Source organism: Streptomyces sp. WAC 01529 (assembly GCF_003945545.1).
In the GTDB taxonomy this organism is placed as follows: Bacteria; Actinomycetota; Actinomycetes; order Streptomycetales; family Streptomycetaceae; genus Streptomyces; species Streptomyces anatolicus.
In genome coordinates this window covers 4,393,053-4,415,668 of record NZ_CP029617.1, presented here as the reverse complement: position 1 = coordinate 4,415,668, position 22,616 = coordinate 4,393,053, and the positions used below count along the sequence as shown (strand labels likewise).

General features: G+C 69.0%; 16 protein-coding genes. 14 read left to right on the top strand and 2 right to left on the bottom strand.

Annotation, left to right across the window (positions count from 1 at the left end; translation table 11 throughout):
• Positions 1-2: 2 nt before the first annotated feature.
• From DMA15_RS19945 to DMA15_RS19895, 11 genes are all read left to right on the top strand, one after another.
• Entirely contained in the window at positions 3-4,520 is a 4,518-nt protein-coding gene (locus DMA15_RS19945) for a DUF6531 domain-containing protein (RefSeq protein ID WP_125514156.1), read from the top strand.
• Positions 4,517-4,996 carry a hypothetical protein gene (locus DMA15_RS19940; protein WP_125514155.1) on the top strand — a complete coding sequence of 160 codons (480 nt, stop codon included), beginning with the start codon at positions 4,517-4,519 and terminating at the stop codon, positions 4,994-4,996. The genes DMA15_RS19945 and DMA15_RS19940 overlap by 4 nt, the downstream gene beginning before the upstream one ends.
• A 193-nt stretch (positions 4,997-5,189) precedes the next feature.
• On the top strand, positions 5,190-7,880 hold the full coding sequence (locus DMA15_RS19935) for an ATP/GTP-binding protein (RefSeq protein ID WP_125514154.1): 2,691 nt from the start codon (positions 5,190-5,192) through the stop codon (positions 7,878-7,880).
• Between the two features lie 336 nt (positions 7,881-8,216).
• The gene (locus DMA15_RS19930; protein WP_023586116.1) at positions 8,217-8,420 is read left to right on the top strand and encodes a cold-shock protein; all 204 of its coding nucleotides are present in this window, start codon (positions 8,217-8,219) and stop codon (positions 8,418-8,420) included.
• 304 nt (positions 8,421-8,724) lie between these two features.
• Positions 8,725-10,098 (top strand): DEAD/DEAH box helicase, encoded by a 1,374-nt coding sequence (locus DMA15_RS19925; RefSeq protein ID WP_240659860.1) that lies wholly within the window; start codon positions 8,725-8,727, stop codon positions 10,096-10,098.
• A gap of 69 nt (positions 10,099-10,167) precedes the next feature.
• The gene (locus tag DMA15_RS19920) at positions 10,168-10,455 is read left to right on the top strand and encodes a CBS domain-containing protein (protein ID WP_125514153.1); all 288 of its coding nucleotides are present in this window, start codon (positions 10,168-10,170) and stop codon (positions 10,453-10,455) included.
• Positions 10,456-10,495: 40 nt separating this feature from the next.
• Positions 10,496-10,810, top strand: coding sequence for an SCO5918 family protein (locus tag DMA15_RS19915; protein ID WP_125514152.1), 315 nt, complete (start codon positions 10,496-10,498; stop codon positions 10,808-10,810).
• A 725-nt stretch (positions 10,811-11,535) separates the two neighbouring features.
• Entirely contained in the window at positions 11,536-11,871 is a 336-nt protein-coding gene (locus DMA15_RS19910; RefSeq protein WP_125514151.1) for a MerR family transcriptional regulator, read from the top strand.
• Between the two features lie 507 nt (positions 11,872-12,378).
• Entirely contained in the window at positions 12,379-16,602 is a 4,224-nt protein-coding gene (locus tag DMA15_RS19905; RefSeq protein ID WP_125514150.1) for an AAA family ATPase, read from the top strand.
• Positions 16,603-16,937: 335 nt separating this feature from the next.
• A complete protein-coding gene (locus tag DMA15_RS19900; protein WP_125514149.1) occupies positions 16,938-17,558 on the top strand; it encodes a UTRA domain-containing protein in 621 nt (206 codons plus the stop codon).
• A gap of 3 nt (positions 17,559-17,561) precedes the next feature.
• Positions 17,562-18,323 (top strand): glycosyltransferase family 2 protein, encoded by a 762-nt coding sequence (locus DMA15_RS19895; RefSeq protein WP_125514148.1) that lies wholly within the window; start codon positions 17,562-17,564, stop codon positions 18,321-18,323.
• A gap of 58 nt (positions 18,324-18,381) precedes the next feature.
• On the opposite strand, the gene DMA15_RS19890 is transcribed toward DMA15_RS19895, so the two are convergent.
• A complete protein-coding gene (locus DMA15_RS19890; protein WP_125514147.1) occupies positions 18,382-19,302 on the bottom strand; it encodes an FkbM family methyltransferase in 921 nt (306 codons plus the stop codon).
• Positions 19,303-19,335: 33 nt separating this feature from the next.
• Positions 19,336-20,571 carry an amidohydrolase family protein gene (locus DMA15_RS19885; protein WP_125514146.1) on the bottom strand — a complete coding sequence of 412 codons (1,236 nt, stop codon included), beginning with the start codon at positions 20,569-20,571 and terminating at the stop codon, positions 19,336-19,338.
• Between the two features lie 180 nt (positions 20,572-20,751).
• On the opposite strand from DMA15_RS19885, the gene DMA15_RS19880 reads away from it, so the two are divergent.
• The 3 genes from DMA15_RS19880 (at position 20,752) to DMA15_RS19870 (ending at position 22,329) form a co-directional block, all read left to right on the top strand.
• Positions 20,752-21,201 (top strand): DoxX family membrane protein, encoded by a 450-nt coding sequence (locus tag DMA15_RS19880; RefSeq protein ID WP_125514145.1) that lies wholly within the window; start codon positions 20,752-20,754, stop codon positions 21,199-21,201.
• 30 nt (positions 21,202-21,231) lie between these two features.
• Complete coding sequence (locus tag DMA15_RS19875) at positions 21,232-21,846, top strand: hypothetical protein (protein WP_125514144.1); 615 nt, start codon at positions 21,232-21,234, stop codon at positions 21,844-21,846.
• Positions 21,847-21,981: 135 nt separating this feature from the next.
• Complete coding sequence (locus DMA15_RS19870; RefSeq protein ID WP_125514143.1) at positions 21,982-22,329, top strand: hypothetical protein; 348 nt, start codon at positions 21,982-21,984, stop codon at positions 22,327-22,329.
• The last annotated feature ends 287 nt before the right edge of the window (positions 22,330-22,616 follow it).

Sequence of the window (22,616 nt, the reverse complement as noted above, 5' to 3'; positions counted from 1 at the left end):
ACATGGGCTTCGACATCATCCCCGGCGACATCGACATCGATATCGACGCCGAAGACCTCAACCCGCTGCACTGGATCAACAAGGCCAACCACGCCTTCGGCAACACCCTCGCCAGCGGTCTGGAGTTCCTGGGCATCACCGACCCCGCCGTCGACCCCGACGGCGTCCGCGAGATAGCCAAGCAGTGGCGGGCCCTGGCCAAGGGTCTGGACGCCGCGGCCCGCGACGCCGAGACGGCCCTGAAGGATCTGGAGTGGGAGGGCAAGGCCGCCAAGGCCCTTCACAAGCGGGCCAAGACCGCCCGTACGCAGGCCACCGAGATGGCCGACTCGCTGCGCAAGGGCGCCAAGGCGCTGGATGACTTCGCTGATGAGGCCCACGCGCTGCTCGCCGAGATCGGGGTGATCCTCGCCGAGATCGCGGAGTTCGAGATCGCGGGCTTGGCCCTGTCGGTACTGACGGGTGGCCTGTCCGCGATCGCGGGCAGTCTTGCGGCCGGTGCGCGGGCCGCGAAGGTCGTGGCGCTGATCGCCCGGATCGAGAAGTCCGGGTCCCGTATGGCCCGGGTCATCCGTACTGTCATGGAGGCGATCCGCGGCCTGGAGCGGGCCCTGAAGGCCCTCGGGGAGATCAAGACGATCGCCAAGGCCGGGAAACTCGCGGGTGAGGGCATGAAGTTCTCTGCCTTCGACGCGTTGTTGCAGGATCCGGGGACGTTCAAGGACCCGGACAAGCTGGCGGAGACCCTGGCCCTGGGGGCCGCCTTTGGGGTGGGCATCGGCGGTCTGGGCAAGGTTCTCGGCAAGGGCCTGGGCAAACTCAAGCCCAGCGAACTCGCCAAGCTCGGCAAGACGTTGAAGCTCGACGGTTCGGGGCTGTCCCGGCTCAAGCTGCGCCCCTCGGAGTGGGAGAAGCTGCCCGCCTCCATCCGGGCCGCGCTCAAGAAGGTCAAGCTCGACCCGATCGACGTGGCCACCGGTGACATGCTGCTGCCTCAGACCGACGTCGAGCTGCCGGCTGCCCTGCCGCTGGTCCTGGAACGCACCCACATCTCCTCCTACCGGTGGGGTGGCTGGTTCGGCCCTTCGTGGGCCTCGACCCTCGATCAGCGTGTGCAGGCCGACGACGAGGGCTTCATCTACGCCGCGCCCGACGGCGCACGCTTGATCTACCCGAGACTGAACCCGGACACGGATGTACCGGTTCTCCCCGAATCTGGAGGGCGACTGCCTCTCACCTGGGACACCGAAGTCGACGGCGCGCTGCGCGTCACTGATCCGGTATCCGGGCTCGGGTTCGTCTTCCACACACCGCGTCCGGCGGCAGATGGAGAAGCGGTCGACCTGCCCCTGCAGGCCATTGTGGACCGCAACGGCCAACGGATCACCATCCACTACGAACCCGATGGCACCCCCGTTGGGCTCGTCCACAGCGGCGGTTACCGACTCAAGCTCGACTGCCACCCCGATCTGCCGCGGATCAGCGCCGTGCACCTGCTCGGCCCGGACCAGCCCTGGGACAGCACGGGCACGCTGTTGGTCTCCTACGGCTACAACGACGAGGGACACCTCACCGAGGTCACCAATTCCTCTGGGCTTCCGGTGCGTTTCACCTACGACAGCGCCGGACGCATCACTTCCTGGACTGACCGCAACAACACTGCGTACCACTACACCTACGACGACCAGGGCAGAGTGGTCCGCACGGAAGGCAGCAACGGCTTTCTCGCCGGCACCCTCGCCTATGACGACACGACGCGAACCACCACGGTCACCGACTCGCTAGGCAACGAGACCCGCTACGAGCACAACCGTGCCAGCCGCCTCATACGCGAGACGGATCCTTACGGCGAGTCCGTACACCAGGAATGGGACGACCTGCACCAGCTGGTTGCCGTCACTGATCCACTCGGCCATACCACCCGCTTCTCCTACGACGAGAACGGGCACCTCGTGGCGATCCAACGAGCGGATGGACTCGAGGAGCGGACGGAGTACAACGACCTCGGCCTGCCCGTAGCGGTGTACGGCCCCACAGGCGCCGTCTGGCGGCAGGAATGCGACGAGCGCGGCAACCGTACGGCGATCACCAACCCGGCCGGGCAGACGACCCGTTTCACCTACGACGTGAACGGCCTTCCCACTGCGGTGATCGACCCACTGGGCAACACCACGACGATCCACTGCGACGCCGCCGGACTCCCGATCTCCATCACTGACCCACTGGGGGCGGAGACTCGCTACGAGCGGGACATCTTCGGAAGGCCGATCGCGATCACAAACGCCACCGGAGCAACGATCCGCCAGGAGTGGACTACCGAAGGGCACCTGGCTCGCCGCATCTCCCCGGACGGCGCCACCGAGTCGTGGACGTACGACGGCGAAGGAAACTGCACCAGCCACACCGACGCTACGGGCGCGGTCTCCCGCTTCGAGTACACCCATTTCGACCTGCTCTCCGCCCGAACTGGCCCGGACGGAGCACGCTACGAATTCACCCACGACACCGAACTGCATGTCACCCAGGTCACCAACCCTCAGGGGCTGACCTGGAACTACACCTATGACGCCGCAGGTCGGCTTGTTGCCGAGTCTGATTTCGACGGCAGGGAACAGCACTACGAACTGGACGCCGTCGGCCAACTGCTCGTACGAACCACGCCACTGGGCGACAGAATCACCCATACCTATGACGCACTCGGCAACCTCACAGCCAAGACCGCCAATGGCGCTACGACCCGGTTCGAGTACGACGAGACGGGTCTCCTGACCGCCGCGACATCCCCTTCCTCGACACTGACGCGGGCGTACGATCTCCTGGGCCAAGTGCTCTCCGAGACGGTGGACGGCCGCTCCACTTGCTACACCTACGACGCCCTGGGACAGCGCACCTCGCGCACCACACCCTCCGGTGCCGTCACACATCTGTCCTATGACGCGACAGGAAACCGCACCGAACTGGCCATACACGGCCGCACACTCGCCTTCACACACGACGAGATCGGCCGCGAACGCGAACGAACCCTGAGCACGGTCTCCGGCCACGTGACTCTCGCCTCCGCCTGGGACCAGTTGGGCCGCCTCACTGGTCGTTCCCTCACCACTGCCCGGGGCACCCTCCGCCAGCGCGCCTACGACTACCGCGCGGACGGCCACGTCGCCCAGATCACCGACCAACTCACCGGGGCAGCACGGCGTTTCAACGCCGACCCGTTGGGGCGCCCGACCGAGGTCACCGCGGATGGCTGGAGGGAGACGTACACATACGACAGCGCAGGCAACCAGACCCAAGCACACTGGCCGGACCGCGCGACCGACCCCGAAGCGCGCGGTGAACGCACCTACGCCGGCACCCGCCTCCGCTCAGCCGGGCAGATCCACTACGAATATGACGCCGCAGGTCGCATAACCCGCCGCCGTAAGACACGCCTGTCCTGTAACCCAGACGTATGGCACTACACCTGGGATGCGGAAGACCGCCTGACATCCTGCACTACCCCAGACGGCACGGTGTGGACCTACACCTACGACCCGCTGGGCCGCCGCACGGCCAAGCACCGCGTGGCAGGCGACGACCAAACCCCCAGGGAGTCCCTCTACTTCGCCTGGGACGGCCCCGTCCTGGCGGAACAGTACGATCCCGCCACCGGAACCGTCCTCACCTGGGACCACGAGGGCTATCGCCCCCTGACCCAGCTCGAGCGCAAACTCACGCCGTCCTCACCACAGGAAGAGGTCGACGCTCGCTTCTACGCGATCGTCACCGACCTGGTCGGAACCCCGACCGAACTCGTCGATGAGCACGGCGACATCGCCTGGCACACACAGACCACGCTGTGGGGCTCCACCACCTGGAACAGTGACGCCACTGCGTATACCCCGCTTCGGTTCCCCGGCCAATACGCCGACGCGGAAACCGCCCTTCACTACAATCACCACCGCCACTACGATCCCACCACCGCCCGGTACACCAGCCCCGACCCGCTCGGTCTCTCGCCAGCCCCCAACCCCCTCACCTACGTCCATAATCCGCTGGCGGCGACTGACCCGGAGGGACTCGCACCCTGTCGGCAGGACGTGGCGGACAGTTTCAACGTCCGCCGCAGAGCTGTGATCAACCCGAAACGCGTGTTCCGCGGAGATCTGCGATCTCCTGAGGAGATGTTCAAGAACGGTTTCCACCCGAAGGGGACCAACGAAGATATCGGCCAGTACGCGCTCTACGACACGCCGTCGAACTGGGTAGGTACGAGCAAGAGCGCCATGCAGGCCGGCAACTTTCCGCAGTCGGCCCGAGGTCGTGGGACATGGGTATACGAGATCCGCGGCAACGGGTACGGCGTCGACGTGAACCGGGCACTTGGCGGAGCCATCCGATCCTGGATACGCGGCACCGGATTCCCGACCGAACGAGAAGTGATCTACCGGAACATCGATCCGAGTAGTATCGTCCGCGCGGAACGATGGCGCTACGCAAGGCCCACCGGCGAGATCATCGAGAATCCGGGATACAGGCAGTGAACGAGGATATTCCAGTTTACGTCCAACTCGGGGGCGAGGAAGCCGAATGGAAGATGTCGGTCGAAGGCGAAGGCCCCTGGCGCCTGCGACTGGAATCCCCTGATGGAGTCGAATCTACGGCCAACGGGGACAACGTTTTCGAGGCGCTGCGATCCATTCGGGCGGAGCTGGCTCCGAAAGGAGTCACTATCTGCTGCAATGGCGCGCGAGTTGATGTCAGACCATCAGGACTTTCCAAATCGCATGGCGGATGGATGGTCTATATTCTGCACATGCGGCTTCCGTCGACGACTCGCGACCTGGTTCCGACATTTGGCCGCTGCCCGGCCAGACTTGTTGGCTCCGTTGAAGAGCAGGATGCCTACTGGGAACGTCACCTCAAGAACAGAAGGAACTGGATCAACTACATCAACCCCGCCTGGTGGATCTACTTTTTTCTGGGTTTCTGGGCCAAACCCAGAAAGAGGCAGTGGTAGTTGCCGGTAGTTCGTTAAACCTGGCGGTTGAGACAGAGGGGGCCTCCGGACCGCCGGGGTGTTCGGGGGTTTTGTTGCCGCGTGTGCGTCAGACGTCCTGGCGGTGGGGCGCAGCGGTCTTCGGAGACTGTTCTCCAACAGGACGTGGCCGGGACCATGTTGGCGCCTAGTCGATCTTCAATTGGGGGTTGGTGTGGCAGGTCGGGATCTGCGGGCGCTGTTCAGTACGAACGACCGCACGCTGGGAACTGCGGAAGCGTTCACGAACCGCCAGGCACAGTGGGCCTTCGCGATGGCCGCGCTCACCGAGCACCTGCGACAAGTCGACAACCCTGCCTTTGATGCAGCGGACTTGGAGGCGCCCCGGAACAACGTGGTGGTCTTCCACGGCATCGGTGGTATCGGGAAGTCCACGCTGTCACGCAAGCTTGAGGCGTCCCTCACTGACCCGGTACAGCGCCCTGCCCAGTGGGCCGCCCCCGCATGGGGTCAAGCGCGAATCCTGCCCGTACGGATCGACCTTGCGCGTGCGGCGAGCCCAGATTTCGAAAAGGTCGTGCTCTCCGTCCGCCTCGCGCTGGCGGCTGTCGGCCGGCCGCTGCCTGCCTTCGACGTGGCGCTGCGCCGCTACTGGGAGCATCAGCACCCGGGTAGTCCGCTGGAGGACTTCCTCAATCGCAGCGGCCTGGGCACCCGGTTCGGCAAGGCGCTGCCGCAGCAGATGCAGTCCGTGCTCGCCGACATCGCCCAAATGCTGATGCTGCCCGGCACAGTCGGCTCCGCCATCGGGCAGGTGACCGGGGCGCTCGTAGGAGCGCTGCGCGAGCGTCGGCAGACCGTGGGTGCGCTCGCCGACTGCGCACGCCTGGTCGACCTCCTGGAGAGCGAGCCCGATCTGGACTCCCTCTCCTACTACCCACACCTGCTCGGCTTCGAGCTCGCCCGGCTACCCGCCGGGAAGAGGGTCACGCCAGTGATCTTGCTGGACTCCTTCGAGGAGGTCGGGGACCGCACCCACCGAGACTTCGAACGCCTCCTGCAGCGCCTGGTGTGGCTGATGCCGAACGCCTTCTTCGTCATCACCGGCCGCTCCCGCCTGCAATGGGCGGATGAAGCCCTCCAGGGACAGCTCGACTTCACCGGCCCCGCAGCCTGGCCCGGCCTGGCCGCCCACGACATCCGCCAAGCCGGTCCGGAGTTCCCTGCCCTGGGCCGCGAAAGGCAGATGCTGATCGGTGACTTCTCCCTCGAGGACTGCGACGACTACCTCGGCCGCCGCCTCTCCGCCGATGGCCGGCCCCTCATCAGCGATGCCATCCGCACCGTGATCGCACAGCGCTCGCACGGCCTGCCGCTGTATCTGGACCTCTCCGTGATGAGGTTTCTGGAGCTCCGCCGCAGCGGGCGTACCCCGCAACCGGCCGACTTCGACCACGACTTCCCGGCGCTGATCGCCCGCACACTCTCCGATCTCACCGCCCCCGAGCGTCACGTGCTGCGCTCCGTCAGCCTCTTCTCCTCCTTCGACATCACCCTGGCGACTCGGGCCGCGGGCCTGCCCCAACAAGCGCCGGCACTGCGGCTGACTGAGCGCCCCTTCGTACGGGAGACTCCGTTCGGGCTGTGGCCCTACCACCTCCATGCCCTCATCCGCACGACGATTCGGGACGCCGACGACCAGACCGACGACCGATGGTCGCCCGCCGACTGGCAGCAAGCCGTCACCCGGTCCCTTGCCGCCTTGGGAGAGCAGTGGAGGGACGGCTCGGATCGCGACCGGCTGCTTCTTGTCGGCTGCTTGCGGCAGGGACTGGCCATCGCCCGCAACTACCGCCTTGACCTCGGCTGGCTCATCGATGCCGCATGGACCTACGTGGGCGACTCCGTATGGGAGCCACTCGACGTAGCCGACAGCCCTGAGGCGGCAGGCGCCGCGGCCACGGCCGCCGACGCGTTGGTCGATCTGCTCAGCGCGATCGCCCGTCGGCAGCACGAAAACCGGGCTCGCACCGTGGAGCGCCTGGTCGCGGTCGCCAACACCGGCCTGCTGCCTGCGGAGCTGTCCGAAATGGCCGTCTACTACCGGGCCAAGGCACAGCGCGACCTCGGAGACACCGAGGGATCCCGCCAGGGAATGCAGCTGGTCGCCGCAGGTGGGGGACGTCTTGCGCCGAATGCCCGCCGCGGGCTCGCCCATCTCGCCCGGCTCGCCGGTGACTTCCCGACCGCTCTGGAGGCCGCCGCACACTTGGGTTGGGCGGGGCGGCACCATCGCGTCGTCGGCGACGTGCAGTGGGTGCAGGGCGACATGCCCCTGGCCGCGCAGGCATTCGGAGCGGCCGTCGCGGAGGCCGAAGAGCACGGCAAGAACGGGGAGGCAGCCATGTCACAGGCCATGCGTGCCTTCACCCTCGCCTTCACGACCGACCCCGCCACCGATGATGAGATCGACCTCGGTGAACACCTCCTGGCCCAGGTCGATCTCCGCGCCGCGACCCTGGACATACGGATCGCAGCGTTTCTGCGCGACGCCGGCACCGACACAGGAGTCGAGGACCGGGCACAGGTACTGGCGGCGGAGATCAGCACGTCGGGACTGCGCTTCGTCCAGGCCAAGCTGGAGTTGGCGCGCGCCTTCCACCACGCCATCCGCGACGACCAGGCGGGCGTCGCCTCCAGCATCAGCCGACTCCGTGAGCTGACCCGTGAGGGCTACTACGCCTACTACGTCGACATCGTCCACTTCATGGCCGACCTTCCCCTCGACAGTCCCTCCCGCGCGCGGTGGCTCGACGAGCCGCAGACGGTGCACCAACGCTGGCGCAGCATGGTCATCGACCGACGCGCTCAGCTCACGCCAGGGCCGGCCACCGGAGCACCGTAGTCACCGTGGCGATGAGCGGCGCCGGGCACTCCCTCGGCTGCAGCAGGGCCTCGAAGAATCAATGTCTGTGTTCGCGGAGTGAGAGTTTAATGGGCCGTGCGGGAAGGGTTTTTGGGGTAACGGGGCGGGGGAAATTGTTTAACGGACGGCGGGCGTCTCGGCGTGCTACTGTCGTCTCAGTTGCAGTTGTGGTTCCCGAAACTTCAAGTGCTCCTGGTCGGATACTGCGACGGGGGCGCTTTTGTATTACCGGTCATTTCCGGGCGGGGTAATCATCGCGGCGACACGGTGTCCACACAGTGCGGATGCCGATGTACTGCCCCAAAGGAGATTGACATGGCTGCTGGTACCGTGAAGTGGTTCAACGCGGAAAAGGGTTTTGGCTTCATCGAGCAGGACGGTGGCGGCGCTGACGTGTTCGCCCACTACTCGAACATCGCCGCCCAGGGCTTCCGCGAGCTGCTCGAGGGCCAGAAGGTGACCTTCGACATCGCGCAGGGCCAGAAGGGCCCGACGGCCGAGAACATCGTTCCCGCCTGACGCTCGCGCACTCTTGTAGCTGGGGCCCGCATCCTTCGGGGTGCGGGCCCCAGCTGCATGCGTTTGCATTGCTTTTGCATGCGTTTCCCGCAGTGATTTCGCCTGCGGGCGAGCCGGAACGGCTCGGAGACGTACGTTCGATCAGTTGGATGCTGCGCCTGGGGCCGGGTGAGTTCTCTTTTGGATTCTCGTCCTCGGCCACGTTCGCTTTCGCTTTTTACCATCGGTCCATTCTTGTAGTTCTCTGCGCTGCCCATCGCTGCGGGAATTCCTTGTTATGCGCCGCATCGAGGAAGGTTCCCGCATGAACCGCACACGCCACACGAATGACCGTTTCGCCCTCCCCAAGACGATCACCCCGGCCCTCCCCGCAGTGGAAGGCTTCGCCGATCTCGATATGGCGGCGCCGCTCCTGGCCGAGCTCGGCAGGCAGGGTGTCGTCGTCCCGTTCCCGATTCAGGGAGCGACACTGCCGAATTCCCTCGCGGGCCGTGACGTCCTCGGCCGCGGGCGCACCGGTTCCGGCAAGACCCTCGCCTTCGGCCTCGCCCTGCTCGCCCGGACGGCCGGACAGCTCGCCGAGCCCCGCCAGCCGCTGGGACTCATCCTCGTACCCACCCGTGAACTCGCGCAGCAGGTGACCGACGCACTCACCCCCTACGCCCGTTCCGTCAAGCTGCGCCTGGCCACCGTCGTCGGCGGGATGCCGATCGGCAGGCAGGCCGGTGCGCTGCGCGGCGGGGCCGAGATCGTCGTCGCGACGCCGGGCCGGCTCAAGGACCTCATCGACCGCGGCGACTGCCGGCTGAACCACGTCGGCATCACCGTGCTGGACGAGGCCGACCAGATGGCGGACATGGGCTTCATGCCGCAGGTCACCGCGCTCCTCGACCAGGTACGTCCCGAGGGGCAGCGGATGCTCTTCTCCGCCACCCTGGACCGCAACGTCGACCTGCTGGTGCGCCGCTACCTGACCGATCCCGTCGTCCACTCAGTGGATCCGGTGGCCGGCGCGGTCACGACGATGGAGCACCACGTGCTGCACGTCCACGGCGCCGACAAGCACACGGCCACCACCGAGATCGCCGCCCGCGACGGCCGCGTGATCATGTTCCTGGACACCAAGCACGCCGTCGACCGGCTGACGCAGGATCTGCTCAACAGCGGTGTGCGCGCCGCGGCGCTGCACGGCGGGAAGTCGCAGCCCCAGCGCACCCGCACCCTGACGCAGTTCAAGACCGGGCACGTCACCGTGCTCGTCGCCACGAACGTCGCCGCCCGCGGCATCCACGTCGACAACCTCGACCTCGTCGTCAACGTCGACCCGCCGACCGACCACAAGGACTACCTGCACCGCGGCGGCCGCACCGCCCGCGCCGGTGAGTCCGGGAGCGTCGTCACGCTGGTCACCCCGAACCAGCGCCGCGGCATGGTCCGCCTCATGTCGGCCGCCGGGATCCGCCCGCAGATCACGCAGGTCCGCTCCGGCGAGGAAGCGCTCGGCCGGATCACCGGTGCCCAGGCGCCGTCCGGCATTCCGGTCGTCATCACCGCGCCGGTGGCCGACCGCCCCAAGCGCGGCGCCTCTTCCCGCGGCCGACGCCGCCCCGTCGGCACGGTGCGGCGTACGTCCGTACCGCGTCCGTTCACCGGCGGCGTCGACACGGCAGCCGCCTAGGACTTCCGTGCTCGGGAAGTCGCCCCATCTCTGTAGGACTCTTCTGTAGGACTCTGTAGGAGGAACCCTTTGACACTGGTTCAGACGCAGCTCTGCCCGGCGAACGCCGACACCGCGGAGGAAGCCGCGCCGCGGGTCTGGGACGACATGACCGTCGAAGTCGCCCTCTCCGTCATGGTCGGCGCCCGCGTCGAGCACCTGCTCGTCTGCGACGAGGACGGCAGGCGCACCGATCTGGTCACGCACGCCCGGCTCATCGCCGTCCGTGACAGCCCCGCGTACACGGACCGGATCCGCCTGCGCGACATCGGCGCCGGCAGCCTCGCCGCCGCCCCGGCCCCCGCCCTCGCTCTCTGAATCAGCTCACCTCGGTTCCCCTTTCTCCCTGTGAGGTCTCATGCGTTGTGTCATCGCTCGCTTCCCGTTCAACCTGACCAAGAGCGGCGTGCTGGAAACGATGAAGGGCGTCAAGCCCGAGCCGGTCACCGGTGAGTCCGTCATCATCGGCCGCCGCCACTACCCCGTGAAGCAGGTCGGCCAGGTCATCACCCGCCAGGACCGCCGCGATTTCAGCGCCGGTGAGGTTCTCCGGGCCATGGCCCAGCTCGGTTTCACCTGCCGTACGCTCCCCGCGGCCGCGCCCGCTCCCGCCGTCCGCGTCAGCCCGCTCCAGCGGGCTTCCGCCATGCTGGGGATGCCCGTGACCGTCTGACGACGGCTCGGAGACGCAGCACCGAAGGCCCGACCGGTACGCCCGGTCGGGCCTTCGTCGTGTCCAGGCGTAGATCGGCACGGTCGAATATCTCGTCGGCGAGCGCATAGAAATCTATGCTGATCGCGGTAGACATTGGGCGCTCACGTGGCTATGGTTTCTGTTGTAGCCGAGAACGAGCGAGATCGAGCAAGGCCCGGCAGACACGAACTGCCGGGCAGCAGTACCCGCAGTAGCAGTACCTGTACGACGGTGCGGTGGTGGAGCTTCGAAGCCAGGGTTGTCGCATGACGGCGACGGGGCTGACGACCGGACCGGGTGGCCCGCAGTGATCAGGGGCCGCCGCCAGCAGTAGCAGTACCCGCAGTTGAAGTACCAGCAGTTCGCAGTACAGCAGTACCCGCAGTTCGCAGTACCAGTAGTTCAGTAGTCGCAGTACGCAGTTCCGTAAGTGAGCGAAGGCTCAGAGGGAAGAACGGAGGAATCGAGCGCCATCAGGATCGCCCGGGCGGGAAAGCTGAAGCCCGGGTACCGCAGGACATCGATAGGCAGGTGGTCTCCGGTCACGCATCCGCGATCCCCGTACTTCCGTCGGCATCAAGGACGGTCGTGCGGACACAGTAGGCCGACGCAGCATTAGGGTCGGCAGATGGTGTTGCAGTTCCTTCGGGGCCCTGGTGCCGTACGGCACCAGGGCCCCTCTACGCGTTCCACAGAGAGGTGAGATGACAGCGGACGACTCGCTGGGCCGTCTCGATGACGACGACTACCCCGCCTACACCATGGGCCGGGCCGCCGAGATGATCGGTGCCACTCCTGGCTTCCTGCGCGCCATCGGTGACGCGCGGCTGATCACGCCCCTGCGCTCCGAGGGCGGGCACCGCCGCTACTCCCGCTACCAGCTGCGGATCGCGGCCCGCGCGCGTGAACTCGTCGACCAGGGCACCCCGGTCGAGGCCGCCTGCCGGATCGTCATCCTTGAGGACCAGCTCGAAGAGGCCCAGCGCATCAACGCCGAGTACCGGAGGCTCCACGGTGGAGGAGAGCGCGGCGGGGAGTAGCCACCGCGAAGTGGTCGCCGGGAAGCAGTCGCCGGGGAGTGGGTCCCGGAGAGCGGGCGCCCTTCGCGCCGCGTCGGTTCGGCACCGGTCCCTCCCCTGTGGGGACCGGTACCGAACGACGCGGGCGGGTCGATCCGCGACGCGTCGGCGTTGCGGCACGGATCGGGGTAAGTCCGGATCTGCGATCAATACGAAAGTGATCCGGACGTCTCCGGCTGATCGGCACTCTGGAGTTCACGCGAGTTCACGCGACGAGATCGTCGCCGCCACCACGTCGTGACTCCGGCCGAAACCAGCCGCGCATTCGCAGCGTCATCAGGCACCTCTCCGAACGCCGGGCTCGTGGCCTGCCCTGACGCTTCGCGGTTGGTTCGCTACTGCGTTGAGATCCTGCCAGTTACCGCATCCGAGGAGGAGGTTCCGGCGGCATCCGGCCCCCTTATTCGCAGGTCAGCCGTATAAAGTGAGTTTTCCGGTCCGGATGTCCAAGCGCGGCGGAAGTAAGGGGTGGAGGCCTTGAGTCCCGACTCAGGGGCACGCACAGCCTTCGCGGAACGGCTCGCTCTGCTCTACAAGGAAGCCGGGAACCCTCCCCTCCAGCGCGTGGCCGAGGCGGTCGTCCGGTTGCAGCGGGTCGACGAACGCGGTCGGCCCGTACGGGTATCGGCGCAGCGGATCAGCGACTGGCGGCGGGCCAAGAACGTGCCCGCGCAGTTCGCCGCCCTCGCGGCGGTGCTGCACGTCCTGATCCCCGAGGCGCGGCGCGAACGGCCCGTACCCGTCTCCGAAGGCCTGTACGACATGGGCCAGTGGCAGCTCCTGTGGGAGCGCGCGGTCGCCGACCCGGTCAGCGGGCGGGCCGCCGCGGGTGCCGCGGAGGGGGAGAAGCAGCCCCTGGCCGAGGCGCCGACCGCCCCCGCCGTCTGCCCCTATCGGGGGCTCGCCTCGTACCGCCAGGAGGACGCCCGGTGGTTCTTCGGGCGGGAGCGGAGCACGGAGGCGCTCGTCGCCCAGCTCCGCGCGGTGGAGAAGTCGGGCGGCCTCGTGATGCTCGTCGGCGCCTCGGGGGCGGGCAAGTCCTCCCTGCTCAACGCCGGCCTGGTCCCCGCCCTGCGGAACGGAGCCCTCCGTGAGGGCGCGCCGAGCACCTCCAGCACCTCCAGCACCCCCAGCACCCCCAGCACCCCCAGCACCCCCAGCACCCCCGCGAAGGAACGGCTGGTGCTCCAGCTCGTACCGGGCAACGACCCCCTCGCCGAGCTGACCCGGCACATACCCGAGCTGGCGGCCCCCCTCTCCGCCCCCGGGCACGCCCCGGCCCACGCTCCCGCCCACGCCACGGCCACCGCACCCGCCCCGCGCACCACGGCAACCACCCACGCCCCGCACACCACACACCCCGCCGCCCCCGCCGAGGACCCGGAGTTCACGCGCGCCGCGAGCAAGGCCATCGCCGCGTGGGCCGCGCGGCACACCACCCCCTCCGGCGCCCGGCCCGTCATCATCGTGGATCAGTTCGAGGAGGCCTTCACCCTCTGCTCGGACGAGGCGGACAGGCGTACGTTCGTCCATCTCCTGCACACCGCCTGCTCGCCCCCCGCCCCCGATGCCGCCGACCCCGGCCCCGATGCCCTCGCCCCCGCCCTCGTCGTCCTCGGCATCCGCGCGGACTTCTACGAGCAGTGCCTCGGCCACCCCGAACTGGCCGACGCGCTCCAGCACCGGCACATGGTGCTCGGCCCGCTGACCAACGCGGAGCTGCGCGAGGCGGTGACCGGGCCCGCCAAGTCCGTGGGGCTGGAGCTGGAGCCGGGCCTCGCCGAGCTGATCGTCCGCGAAGTGAGCACCGACGGCCCCCGCGGGACGCACGACGCGGGCGTGCTGCCGCTCCTCTCCCACGCCCTGCTCGCCACCTGGCAGCGGCGGAAGACGGGACGGCTGACCCTCGCCGGATACCGCGCGGCGGGCGGAATCCAGGGCGCGGTGGCCGCCACCGCCGAGCGGGCCTGGTCCGACCTCGACCCCGCGGCCCGCACCGCCGCGCGCCTGCTCCTGCTGCGCCTCGTCCGGCTCGGCGAGGACACCCAGGCCACCCGCAGACGGGGCACCCGGCGCCAGCTCGCGGAGGAATCGACGGACCCCGCCAAGACGGAGGAGTCGCTCGAAGCGCTGGTCCGCGCCCGGCTTGTGACGCTCGACGCGGAGACCGTGGAGATCACGCACGAGGCGCTGCTGCACGCCTGGCCGCGGCTGCGCGACTGGATCGACGAGGACCGCAACGACCACCTGCTGCGCCAGCGCCTGGAGGAGGACGGCCGCGCCTGGGAGGAATCGGAGCGCGACACCGCGCTGCTCTACCGGGGTTCGCGTCTGGAGCACGCCCGCGCCTGGGCGAAGTCCGCCGGGGCCACGTTCCTGACGCGGGGCGCGGCGGAGTTCCTCGCGGCATCGGCCAGGCTGCGCCGGCGCACGGTCTGGATCGCCCGCGGCGCGGTGGCGGCGCTCGTCGTCCTGGCGATGGTGGCCGTCGTCTCGGCGGTGGTCGCCTGGCAGCAGCGGGACGACGCGGTGTTCCAGCAGGTGGTCGCCGAGGCCGATCGCGCCCAGACCACCGACCCCTCGCTCTCCGCCCAGCTCGACCTGGTGGCCCACCGGATGCGGCCGGACGACGCGGCCACCCGCAACCGCCTGCTCTCGATCGTGAACGCGCCGCTGGCCACACCACTGCTCGGCCACACCGGCGCCGTCTACCTCACCTCGTTCAGCCCGAGCGGACGGCTCCTCGCCACCGCCAGCTACGACCGGACCGTACGGCTGTGGGACGTGGCGGACCCCTCGCGCCCCAAGCGCGTCGGCAAGCCCCTGACCGGCCACAAGAGCTGGGTGAGCAGCGCCGTCTTCAGCCCGGACGGCCGCACGCTCGCCAGCGCGTCGGACGACGGCACGATCCGGCTGTGGGACATCCGCGACCCCCGCCGCCCGCGCCTGTTGGGCACGCCCCTGACCGGCGACGGCGGCACGATCTACCTGGTCGCCTTCAGCCCCGACGGACGCACGCTCGCCACCGCCCAGGACGACCACACCGTCCGCCTGTGGAACGTGGCGGAACCGGGCAGGCCGAAGGCGCTGCGCACCTTGACCGGCGCCACGGCGGCCGTGCGCTCCGTCGCCTTCAGCCCCGACGGGCGGACGCTGGCCGCCGGTGGCGACGACAGCACGATCCGGCTGTGGGACATGGCCGATCCGCGGCGCCCGAAGCCGATCGGGAAGGTACTGAAGGGCCACACGAGCGGGGTGCACTCCGTGGCCTTCAACCCCGACGGGCGCACGCTCGCCAGCGGCAGCTCGGACAACACCCTCAGGCTCTGGAACGTGGCCGACCCCCGGCGCGCGAAACCGCTCGGCGCGCCGCTCACCGGCCACACCGGCCCCCTGTGGTCGGTCTCCTTCAACGCCGCGGGGACGATGCTCGCCGGAGCGAGCGCGGACAGCACGGCGAGTCTGTGGAACGTCAGCGATCCGGCGCACCCGTCCCAGGTCGGCGAGCCGCTCGCCGGCAGCAGCGGGGAGATGTACGCGCTCGGCTTCAGCCCCGACGGACGGACGCTCGCCACCGGGACCGGCGACAACAAGGTACGGCTGTGGTCGATACCGACGACCGACATGATCGGCCGGATGGGTGCCTTCCGCCCCGACGGCAAGGTGCTCGCCACGGCCGCGCGCGACGACAAGGTCCGGCTGTGGAACGTGGCGCGCCCCGGCAGACCGGTCACGCTGAGCAAGCCGTTCCGGTCCGGGAAGGGTGACGGGAAGGGAGACGTACGTACGTTGGCGTTCTCCCCCGACGGGCGCACGCTCGCGGTGCTGACGGCGAACAGCGCGGTCCGGCTGTGGAACGTCACCGACCCGACCCGGCCCGTCGCGTACGGGCCGCCCGTCGCGCTGCGCACGCGCTTCGCGGCCGCGCTGGCGTTCAGCCCCGACGGACGCACGCTGGCGACCCCCCAGACCGACCGCACCATCCAGTTGTGGAACGTCGCCGACCCTTCTCGTCTCCGCCCGCTCGGCGAGCCGCTCACCGGCCACAAGGGGTACGTCAACTCCCTTGTCTTCCACAAGGACGGGCGGCGCCTGGCCAGCGGCAGCGCGGACGGCACCATCCGGCTCTGGAAGACGGCCGACCCGCGTCACGCCACCCGGTCCGGCAAGCCGCTGACGGGGCACCTCGGCCCCATCAACACGCTCTCCTACAGCCCGGACGGCAAGACCCTGGCCAGCGGCAGCGACGACGGCACGGTCCGGCTCTGGGATCCCGGGGCCCCGCACTCCGGCGCGCACGGCGACTCGCGGACCAAGGCGACCCGGCCGGAGGCCACGCTCACCGGCCACACCGACGCGGTGGTGTCGCTGACGTTCAGCCAGGACGGCTCGACCCTGGCGACCGGCGCCAACGACAACACGGTGCGGCTCTGGGACGTCGCCCACCCCTCCGAGGCGTCCGCCATCGGCCAGTCGATGAGCCCCAACGCCAAGGCGGGAAGCTTTCTGTCGTTCAGTCCGCAGAGCGACATGCTCGGGGTGTCCAGCGGCACCGATACCGTCCGGATGTGGAACCTCGACACCGAGGCGGCGATTCGCCGCGTCTGCTCGACCACTCGGGGCGTTCTGACACCGGAAAAGTGGCGTGAGTATCTGCCCCGGCTGTCATACGAGCCCCCGTGCGACGAGTAGCGAGAACTCTGCTCTTCAACAGGATTGCGGAAGGCAGTTGAACACCGCACCTTCACGGCGTGATCCCGATCACAACCCCCCATTTCAGCTGCGAAGTTGACTCCCCACATGGATGCGGCCTTGTTACTGTTGGCTACAGCCCGATCGTTGGTGCATCCCCCGTCGCCAGCGGTCGGGCATTTCTTTTTACGACGGCGATGCGGCCGAAAACCTCTTCGCCTTCCGGAACGGGAAATCGCCGGTAAGTCAGGCGGTTGGCATAACGTCGATCACGTAAGCGTCCTGATGAGGAGTCGTACGCTGAGTCCTGTCGAACGACGGGACGGTGAGCGGCAGTGGCGAAATCCAGCGAAAACTCGGCGGAGGGGCACCCGCCCCGCACGCCTGTGCGGCGCGACAACGGCCGCCACCAGTGGGAGAAGGACCGCGCCCGCCAGCCCGAGGAGAAGCGGCTCGCCACGGGCTCGACCGAGCACGACACCGGCCTCGACGTCGACGACCTCGTCTTCCACGCCTCGTACCGCGAGATCGAGGCGCCCAAGGAGATCGGCGACGCCATGGGGGTCGCCGAGGGCACCCCACTGGTGGAGCGCACCTACCGCACCCGGTACAGCGCCGAGGACGCGCCGTTCACCCTGGTGACGTCGTATCTGATCCGGAGCCTCGTCGAGCCCAACCCCGCCCTCCTGGACGAGAGGAACGAACCGTGGCCGGGCGGCACCATGAGCCAGCTCCACACCGTCGGCATCGAGATCGACCGCATGGAGGAGCACGTCACGGCCCGCCCGCCGACGCCCGAGGAGGGACCGGAACTCGGTCTGCCGCCCGGCGCCGCGGTCCTCGCGATCCGCAAGCTCGCGTACGACATCGAGGACCGGGTCGTCGAGATGTCCGACGTGATCATGCCCGGTGACCGCACGGAACTGATCTTCACGACTCGCCTGGAGAGGTGGTGAGCCATGGGCAGGCGCATCACGGTCGTCACGGCCGTTCACGCCCCGTCGGCGCGCTTCCTGCCGGCGGCGTACGCATCCCTGTGCGAGCAGGAGTTGCCCCAGGGCTGGGAGTGGCGGTGGCTGATCCAGGAGGACGGCAGGACGGATGAGGTCACCCGGCACGTCCCGGACGACGAGCGGGTCGGTTTCCGTCAGGGGCGCCCCGGCGGACCCGGCGTCGCCCGCACGATGGCGCTCGCCCACGCGGACGGCGACTACGTCAAGATCCTGGACGCCGACGACCAGCTCACGCCCGGCGCGCTGGCCCGCGATCTCGCCGCGCTGGAAGGCGACCCGACGCTCGGCTGGGCCACTTCCCGGGTGCTCGACCTGCTGCCCGACGGTTCGACGGCGGGGTTCCCCGGCGACCCCGAACAGGGCCCCGTCGAGCGCGGCGCGGTCCTCGATTACTGGTCGGCCCACGACTTCCGCGCGCAGGTGCACCCGGCGACGCTCTTCGTCCGGCGCGACCTGCTCGTCGCGCTCGGCGGCTGGATGGCACTGCCCGCCTCCGAGGACACGGGCCTGCTCCTCGCGCTGAACTCCGTGGCCCGCGGCTGGTTCTCGGCCGAGGTGGGGCTCCTCTACCGCAAGTGGGAGGGCCAGGCCACCAGCCAGACCTCCCACACGGACGCCGCCGAGCGGGCCGCCCGGATGGCCGTCGTCGAGGCCCGTGCCCGGGCGCTGGGCCACTTCCAGTGGGGGTATCCCGTCAGTACGGACTGACCCCGCGCCCCCGTCAGACCAGCCAGACCGGTCAGACCAGCCAGACCGGTCAGACCAGTCAGACCAGGATCTCGGCGTCGACCCGCGAGAAGACCAGCTCGGTCTCGCCCACCACAGGACCTCGCCACCGCACGGGAGGCGCGGGGCTCCTCATCGCGCGCGGATAGCTCTGGGGGGCGTAGTCGTTGGCGAGGCGGTAGCTGTGGAAGCCGTGCTCCCGCATGGTGGCGAGCAGTTCGTCGGCCGAGTCGCCGAGCTGGGCCATGCGTTCGGGCGTGACCTCCACGGCGATCTCCACGTCCGGGCGGAGCCGGTCCAGTACCGGCCGCAGGCCCCGGACGACCCCGCCCTCCGCGCCCTCGACATCGATCTTGATCACGCGGGCCCCGGCGATCTCGTCCGCCTCCAGGAGTTCCGGGAGCGGCAGCGCCCGCGCCTCGAAGGTGGACTCGGCGGGACCCTCGTAGGGAACGATCGAGTTCGCGCCCATGTTGTGGGAGCTGGCGAGGATGAAGGTCAGCGACTTGTGGCTGTCGGAGACCGCGGCGTTGACCGCGCGGATGTTCTCGCAGCCGTTCAGCGCGGCGTTCCGCAGCAGCCGCCGGTGGAAGGCCGGGGACGCCTCGACGGCGACGACCCGGCCCGTGTCACCGACGAGCCGGGAGCCGAGGACGGCGAAGACTCCTACGTTGGCACCGACGTCCACCAGCACGTCACCGCCGCGCAGGCGACTCCTCAGCCACCGCGTCATGTTCGGCTCCCAGACGCCGAAGAGGTACAGATAGCGCTGGATGAGGTCCTGGGTGTCGACCGCGAACCGCGCGCCGCACTCCACGTCGACGACCCTGCGGCGGGGATGGTCCCGCAGGCGTGGATTGAGGAAACGGGCGGCGAGCGCGCTCTTGAACAGCGTCCCAGGGGCTCGCCGTACATAGGCGCGGCCGAGTGTGACCAGGGCCTCCGTCGTGGGGATGCTCATCCGATCGCCTTTCCAGCAGGGAACAGGCGAACCCTAACGCCGGGCGGCTCCCCGCCCCTGGTCGAACGGCAGGCCGAGCATCCGGATCGCGTTGCCCCGCAGCAGCTTGTACGCGACCTCCTCGGACAACCCGCCGACGTGCTCCTGCGCCACCTGCTTCGTATGCGGCCAGGTCGAGTCGACGTGCGGGTAGTCCGTCTCGAAGGTCGCGTTGTCGACCCCCACCGTCTCGATCGACTCGATGCCGTGCTTGTCGCGGAAGAAGCAGCAGAAGATCTGCCGGTAGTAGTACGTCGATGGGGGCTCGGGGACCAGATCCTTCACCCCGCCCCACGCGCGATGCTCCTGCCATACGTCGTCGGCGCGCTCCAGGGCGTACGGGATCCACCCCATCTGCCCTTCGCTGTAGGCGAGTTTGAGCCTCGGGAATTTGACGAGGACCCCCGAGAAGAGGAAGTCCATCATCGACGCCATGGCGTTGTTGAAGCTCAGCGCGGCCTGGACGGCGGGCGGGGCGTCGGGCGACGCCGCCGGCATCTGCGACGAGGACCCGATGTGCATGTTCACGACCGTGCCGGTCTCCTCGCAGACCGCGAAGAACGGGTCCCAGTAGCCGCAGTGGATCGACGGCAGCCCCAGATACGTCGGGATCTCGGAGAAGGTCACCGCACGCACCCCGCGGGCGGCGTTGCGCCGGATCTCGGCGACGGCGAGGTCGATGTCCCACAGGGGGATCAGGCAGAGCGGGATCAGCCTGCCCCCGCTGTCGCCGCACCACTCCTCGACCATCCAGTCGTTGTAGGCGCGGACGCAGGCGAGGCCCACCTCCTTGTCCTTGGCCTCGGCGAAGGTCTGCCCGCAGAAGCGGGGGAAGGTGGGGAAGCAGAGCGAGGCCTCGACGTGGTTGATGTCCATGTCCTGGAGCCGCGCCTTCGGATCCCAGCAGCCGCGCCGCATCTGCTCCCGGGTGATGCCGTCCAGGGTCATCTCGTCGCGGGAGAAACCGACGGCGGCGATGATGCGCTTGTACGGGAAGATGTCGCCCTCGTACTCCCACCAGTCGGTGGTCTGGCCCTCCGGGTCCGTCGTGAACTTGTACTTCCCGCCGACGTACGCCAGTTCGCCGATGCCCGCGGTGAAGGGCTTCGGCCCGCGGTCGCGGTACTTGGCCGGGAGCCACGTCTCGAAGAGGTGCGCGGGCTCGATCACGTGGTCGTCCACGCTGATGACCCGGGGGATTTCCTTGGTGCCGACCTCGCTGCTTTCCACTGCGTCGCCCCCTACGGCTCGCCGGATCCGCCCACTGAATCTGACGGACCATCAGATCGAGGTTATGGGCTCACCGGAACGACGGCAACCACCCCATCGGAACTCGCCCCACCCCTTGCGCGGGCGGGGCGTGTGAGCTGAACTGACGGAGCGTCAGCTCCGGTCGAGGGAAGGCTTTCGATGCAGACGATGTGGCTCGGCGGCGCCGAGTGGCTGGCCGTGCTCCGGATCGGGCTCGGCCTGTGGTGGCTGGAGAGCTGGCGCCACAAGGACAAGAAGGAGTGGTTCAAAGGGGGCGGGATCGGCTGGGCGGCGGGCATCGCCGAGAAGCACCGGTGGGCGGTCGTGCGCAGCGGCTTCGACGTCGTGGTCAAACCCCGGCCGCGGGTCATGGCCTACGTCGTCGCCTACGCGGAACTCGCGCTCGGCCTCGGCCTGATCCTCGGCTTCCTCACCCCGATCGCCCTCGTCGCGGGCCTCGTGCTCAACCTGGTCTACCTCGTACTGATGATCCACGACTGGGCCGAGCAGGGGCAGAACCTCATGATGGCGCTCATCTCGCTCGTCGCGCTCTCCGCGATGAGCTGGCAGGTGTGGTCCCTGGACGCGGCGCTGGGGATCTTTCTTTAGGTACCAGGTACGCGGAGTCGGAGGTGCCCGGTGAACGAGCACGACCACGAAGCCCACAACGCCCACGAGGCCCACGAGGCCCACGAGGCCCACAAAGACCACGAAGCCCACGAAGCCCACGAAGAGCGGCAGCCGACGGCGGCGGCCCTCAGGGCGGGCCACGCCGCCCGTGCCGAGAGCGCGGCGGCCCGCGCGGCAGCCCTCTGCCACCACGTCGAGCGGCATGGCGCGGAACACGCGGACGCCGTGTGGAAGGCCGCCCACGCGGCGCGCGTGGCGGCGCAGGCTCTCGCCGTGCTCTCCGAGTCCGCGCCCGACCCGGCCGCGGACTCGCGCTGCGCCCGGAACGCGGCGGCGGCCGCGGCGCAGGCCTCCCAGATGGGCCGGCTCATCGCCGCCGCCGACGACGCCGAACCCACCGCGCTCGCGTGCCGGGCCGCCCTCGGGGCATCCCGGGCCGCCGCGGCCGCGGCGGGGGCCGGGCACTCGGGCAGGAACGAGGGCCTGAACTCCGAAGCCGAGGCGGCGGAGAAGGCGGCCGTCGAAGCGGCCGAGGAGGCGGGCTGGATCCGCCCCGGCGAACAGGTCCCGAGCGTGGCGACGGGCGTACGCAGCCCGGAGGTGCTGGCCATGCTGCACCTCTGACGGGGCGCGCGGCGGCGCGTTGACACGGGCTCTCGCCGGACGTTGACTGGCAGCACCGACAGCACCGAGCACGCAGTACGCAGCACCCCATAGCGGTACCCAGTACGCACACAGGCGCAACGGAAGCGGCACTCAATGATGTACGACCAGACACGCGCCCAGCAGCCCGCCGACCGCCCCCGGGGCAGCGCGCAGCGCGGCACGAGCGGCCCGGAGCCGCTGCTCCCGTCGGACGAACGGGAGAAGATCGCGCTGCGCCTCGGCCACGCCATCAACACCTTCGACGAGACCCCCCACGAATCGCTCGAAGAGGCCGACGCCGCCCTCGACGAGGCCGCCGACCAGCTGGTGAAGGCGCTCGCGGAGCGGCGTCGGCTGCTGCGCGCGAACTGGCAGGACCAGGACCCCGGTACGCAGTCCACCGAACTCCGGCTCGCGCTGCGGGAGTACCGGGAGATCACGCAGCGGCTGATCCGCCTCTAGGGCCTGGGCAGGCGGGTGAAAATCCGTACGCGAGGCTGACCCGGACGTTCCGACGCGCGTCGGTGGATCGTTGGGTTCGGCATGGCGCCTTTTGACGACGACCCGGGCCTTGACTACTGCGAGTGGTGCGCGCAGTTGCGGCGGGCCGATGGCCTTGCCGAACTGTCCGCGCACGTACGGGCGGCGAGGAGAAACGATTCCCTCGCCCGGTGGCGCCGGTGGGGCGGGAGATGGCGTGGGCTCGGCCGGGACGTGCTGCTGCGAGGCCGGTGACCGGGGCCGGTGGC

What these genes read in the sequence shown, in the direction of transcription:
- DMA15_RS19890 (WP_125514147.1), bottom strand. Translation starts at nt 19,302, where the DNA reads ATGAGCATCCCCACGACGGAGGCCCTGGTCACACTCGGCCGCGCCTAT.
- DMA15_RS19945 (WP_125514156.1), top strand. Translation starts at nt 3, where the DNA reads ATGGGCTTCGACATCATCCCCGGCGACATCGACATCGATATCGACGCC.
- DMA15_RS19895 (WP_125514148.1), top strand. Translation starts at nt 17,562, where the DNA reads ATGGGCAGGCGCATCACGGTCGTCACGGCCGTTCACGCCCCGTCGGCG.
- DMA15_RS19915 (WP_125514152.1), top strand. Translation starts at nt 10,496, where the DNA reads ATGCGTTGTGTCATCGCTCGCTTCCCGTTCAACCTGACCAAGAGCGGC.
- DMA15_RS19910 (WP_125514151.1), top strand. Translation starts at nt 11,536, where the DNA reads ATGACAGCGGACGACTCGCTGGGCCGTCTCGATGACGACGACTACCCC.
- DMA15_RS19870 (WP_125514143.1), top strand. Translation starts at nt 21,982, where the DNA reads ATGATGTACGACCAGACACGCGCCCAGCAGCCCGCCGACCGCCCCCGG.
- DMA15_RS19930 (WP_023586116.1), top strand. Translation starts at nt 8,217, where the DNA reads ATGGCTGCTGGTACCGTGAAGTGGTTCAACGCGGAAAAGGGTTTTGGC.
- DMA15_RS19880 (WP_125514145.1), top strand. Translation starts at nt 20,752, where the DNA reads ATGCAGACGATGTGGCTCGGCGGCGCCGAGTGGCTGGCCGTGCTCCGG.
- DMA15_RS19925 (WP_240659860.1), top strand. Translation starts at nt 8,725, where the DNA reads ATGAACCGCACACGCCACACGAATGACCGTTTCGCCCTCCCCAAGACG.